Genomic DNA, 4,240 nt, shown 5'->3' with positions numbered 1-4,240 from the left:
GGCTGCCTGCCCTCGCGGGGCGGGGAGGGCCTGCCGCGTACCCTGCTCGAGGCCGCCGCCTGCGGCCGGGCGCTCGTGACCACCGACGTGCCGGGCTGCCGCGCCCTGGTGCGCGACGGCGTCGAGGGCCTTGTCGTCCCCCCGGACGACGCGCCGGCCCTGGCCGCGGCCCTGGTGCGCCTTGCCCGCGACCCGGCCCTCGTCGCGGGTCTCGGCGCCGCGGCCCGCCGACGGGTCGTCGAGGACGGGTTCTCGGAGGCCGCGGTGTCCGCGGCCGTCTCCGGCCTCTACCGCGAGCTGCTGGGCTCATGATCGCGAGCAAAGACGCCGACGCCTTCATCCGCGCCAACACCCGCCTGCTGCCGGTGGCGCATGCGCCGGAGTTGGTGATCCACGTCGCCGACGAGGCGACGGAGCTGTGGCAGAAGACCGAGGACGAACTGGCCGAGATCGGCCTGCCGCCGCCGTTCTGGGCCTTCGCCTGGGCCGGCGGCCAGGCACTCGCCCGCTACCTCCTCGACAACCCAGAGGTCGTCGCCGGGCGGCGCGTGCTCGACTTCGCCTCCGGTTCCGGCCTGGTGGCGATCGCCGCGGCGAAGTCCGGCGCCGCCTCGGTGCTCGCCAGCGACCTCGACCCCTTCGCCATCGCCGCGATCCCGCTCAACGCCGCCGCCAACGGCGTCGCCGGCCGGATCACCGCGACGGCGGCCGACCTGGTCGGCACCGTGCCCGACGTCGACCTCGTGCTCGCCGCCGACATCTTCTACGAGCGCGACCTCGCCGCCGCGGTGGGCGGCTGGCTCGGGCGCCTGCACGCTGCCGGCACCACGGTGCTGCTCGGCGATCCCGGCCGCAGCTACCTGCCGCGCGCCCGCCTCGAGGCGATCGCCAGCTACGCCGTGCCGGTGACGCGGGCGCTGGAGGATGCCGAGATCAAGCAGAGCCACGTCTGGCGGTTCGTCGGGTGATCCGGTGGGCGCCGCCGCCGGGTCGCGTTGGCAGAAGGCAACCGGCGCCACCTCGAGTAGTATTCGTTTGGCCGTCCAGCGGTTGTATCCGTGGATATGGCCACTATTGGGCGGTGAAAGAAAGCATTCACGTGATCGATCGTGGTTTTTCGATCGGCGGCCAAGAAAATTGTGGGTTGATTAATGTCGGTCGGGCAATTTCCGCATCGGCCACCGGTGCGGTCTGCGGGGCATGGACCGGAAGATGAACGATCCTAACGCCTACGTGACACTGTCCGCCGGCGCCGCGATCTTCGAGGAGGGCGAGCCCGGCGCGTTCGCCTAACCTGATCGTCGCGGGGCGGGCCGCGCTCTTCCTTCGGCGCGACGGCGTCGAGGTGTCGATCGCCGAGCGCGCCGCCGGCGAGATCGTCGGCGAGATGGCGCTGCTCGATGCCGGCCCGCGCTCCGCCTCGGCGCGGGCGATCGAGGATTGCATCCTCGTCTCGGTCTCCGAGGAGCAGATCCGGCATCGCCTGCACAATGCCGACCCGATCCTGCGCCTGTGCTTCGGCGTCATCATGGCCTGCTGCCGGGATGCCGTGGCGCTGCCGAGGCCGAACGGTACGGTCGCGCCGAACGGTAGGGTCGCGCCGACGCGAGCCGCCGGCGCCCATTTTTCGCCGTCGCTGAAGGCGGATTTCGAGGCCTCGATCGACGCGATGATGACGGAGCGCGCGCTGCGCCTCGCGCTGAACCGCAACGAGTTCGAGCTGTACCTGCAGCCGATCGTCCACCTCGGGACGGAGGCGCTCGCCGGCTTCGAGGCCCTGATCCGCTGGCGCCATCCCGAGAAGGGCCTCGTGCACCCGATGGCGTTCATCCCGGTCGCGGAAGCGAGCGAACTGATCGTCGAGATCACCCAATGGGTCGTCTGCGAGGTCGGGCGGATCATGCCCGAGATCATGAGGGCGGCCCTGCAGAACCCGGCCGCCACCGACGGGCCGCTGTTCCTTTCGATCAACGTCGGCGGCCACGACCTCGCCCGGGCGAGCTTCCCCGAGATGGTCGGCGAGATGCTGCGCAGCACCGGCATCGCCCCGTCGACGCTGAAGCTCGAGATCACCGAGACCACGGTGATGCGCGATCCCGTGGGCGCCACGGAAGCGCTCAGCCAGTGCCGCGAGGCGGGCATGGGCGTCGCCATCGACGACTTCGGCACCGGCTACTCGTCGCTGAGCGACCTCTCGAAGCTGCCGATCACCACCTTGAAGGTCGATCGCGAGTTCGTGCGCGCGATGCTCACCACCCCGTCCAACCGCAAGATCATCCAGACGATCCTGCGGCTCGCCGACGAGATCGGCATCCCGGTGGTCGCCGAGGGCATCGAGGAGCCGGCCGAGGCCGACGCCCTCGCCGAGATGGGCTGCGCCTACGGCCAGGGCTACCGTTTCAGCCGCCCGGTGCCGCTCGCGGAGACCCTCGCCCTGACCAAGGCCTGGCGACTCGCGCCCTACGATGCGGCGCTGATCGTCGCGCCGTAGCCGCTCGCACCGGTCGTCGGGGCGGGCGGGGATGCGCGATTTCGCGAAGTTCGGTTAAGGATCCTCCGATACAGCGGATGCGAAGGCCGCGCCGCGCACCGGCGCTCGGAGGTTGACGGTTTTGGGCGACGACGATCCCGATCACGACCGGCAGGGCGCCGTCTCGGGCGATGCCCCCGCGGCCGGCACGCCCCCGTCGGACGGTCAGCCGCCGGCCTGGGAGATCGTACTGCCCGAAGAGGGCGCGACGGAAGATCTCGGGCTGTTCCTGGCAGAGTTCCTGATGCCGGGCGACCTCGTCGCGCTCTCGGGCGGCCTGGGCGGTGGCAAGACCACGCTCGCGCGCGCGCTGATCCGCGAATTGGCCGGCGACCCGGACCTCGAGGTTCCAAGCCCGACCTTCACCCTGATCCAGCCCTACGAGGGCCGGCTCGGCGCGATCGTCCACGCCGACCTCTACCGCCTGCGCAGCGCCGACGAGCTGGTCGAGCTCGGCTTCGACGAGATGACGGATTCCGCGATCACCCTGGTCGAGTGGCCCGAGCGGCTGCCGCCGCGCGAGGGGCCGGTGCTCTCGATCGACCTGTCGCTCCGGCCCGAGTTCGGCGAGGGCTCGCGGTTCGCGCGCATCTCCGGCACCGAGGGCATGCGCGCCCGCCTCGATCGCGCGCGCGCGGTCCGCGCGCTGCTCGCCCGCAGCGGCTGGGACGAGGCGACGCGCACCCTGATGCAGGGCGACGCGTCGTCGCGCGCCTACGAGCGCCTGACCCATCCCGACGGCCGCTCGGCGGTGCTGATGATCTCGCCGCCGCGGGCCGACGGCCCCCCGGTGCGCGACGGCAAGCCCTACAGCGCCATCGTCAAGCTCGCCGAGAGCGTCCACGCCTTCGTCGCCATCGACCGGGGGCTGCGGGCGCTGGGCTTCTCGGCGCCGCGCATCTACGGCGAGGACCTCGACACCGGCCTGCTGATCCTCGAAGACCTCGGCATCGAGCCGGTGGTCGACGCCGCCGGCCCGCGGCCCGAGCGCTACGCCGAGGCGACGCGCCTGCTGGCCAAGCTCCACGCCGTCGAGTTGCCGGGCGTGCTGCCGGTGGCCGAGGGCATCGACCACGTGCTGCCGACCTACGACGCCGGGGCGCTGCTGTTCGAAACCGAGCTGCTGCCGGACTGGTACGCCCCGGCGCTGCGCGGCGTGACGCTCTCGCCGGAGGCGCGGGCCGAGTTCGGCGCGCTGTGGGCCGAGGTTCTGGAGGGCGCCGTGCCCGCCCGCCCGACCTGGACTTTGCGGGACTACCATTCCCCCAACCTGATCTGGCTGCCCGAGCGCGACGGATTGGAGCGCATCGGCGTGATCGACTTCCAGGACGCGGTGCTCGGCCACCCGGCCTACGACGTCGCCTCGCTGCTCCAGGACGCGCGGGTCGACGCCAACGCCGAGTTCGAGCTCCGGCTGCTCGGGCTCTACGCCCGCGAGCGCCGCGCCCGCGACACGGCCTTCGACGTGCAGGGCTTCGCCACCGCCTACGCCATCCTGGCGGCGCAGCGTGCCACCAAGATCCTCGGCATCTTCGCGCGGCTGAACCTCCGCGACGGCAAGCCCGCCTACCTCGCCCACATCCCGCGGATCGAGGGCTACCTCGCCCGCAACCTCGCCCATCCGGCCCTGGCTTCGCTGCGCGATTGGCACCTGCGGCACCTGCCCGGGCTGCTCGCACCCGCCGAGCCGCCCGCCGAGCCCGCCTGAGC

At 72.2% G+C, this 4,240-nt stretch carries 4 protein-coding genes; all 4 read left to right on the top strand.

The genetic code is table 11. From position 1 onward, the window contains the following. Window positions 1–312 (top strand): glycosyltransferase (locus tag FV222_RS18630; RefSeq protein ID WP_147815364.1); only part of this gene is annotated, 312 nt, incomplete at its 5' end. Beyond that, window positions 309–968, top strand: coding sequence for a methyltransferase (locus tag FV222_RS18625; protein ID WP_147751027.1), 660 nt, complete (start codon window positions 309–311; stop codon window positions 966–968). The genes FV222_RS18630 and FV222_RS18625, both read left to right, overlap by 4 nt. A gap of 377 nt (window positions 969–1,345) precedes the next feature. Further along, entirely contained in the window at window positions 1,346–2,491 is a 1,146-nt protein-coding gene (locus FV222_RS18620) for an EAL domain-containing protein (protein WP_246685541.1), read from the top strand. 223 nt (window positions 2,492–2,714) lie between these two features. Further along, complete coding sequence (gene tsaE, locus FV222_RS18615; protein ID WP_246685542.1) at window positions 2,715–4,238, top strand: tRNA (adenosine(37)-N6)-threonylcarbamoyltransferase complex ATPase subunit type 1 TsaE; 1,524 nt, start codon at window positions 2,715–2,717, stop codon at window positions 4,236–4,238. The last annotated feature ends 2 nt before the right edge of the window (window positions 4,239–4,240 follow it).

This window comes from Methylobacterium sp. WL103 (genome assembly GCF_008039885.1).
GTDB classification, from domain to species: domain Bacteria; phylum Pseudomonadota; class Alphaproteobacteria; order Rhizobiales; family Beijerinckiaceae; genus Methylobacterium; species Methylobacterium cerastii.
Note: the sequence above shows the minus strand (reverse complement) of the source record. Positions and strands in the feature narration are given on the sequence as shown.

Bases quoted from the DNA above. Each gene is read 5' to 3' on its own strand.
- FV222_RS18625 (WP_147751027.1), top strand. From the start codon at position 309: ATGATCGCGAGCAAAGACGCCGACGCCTTCATCCGCGCCAACACCCGC.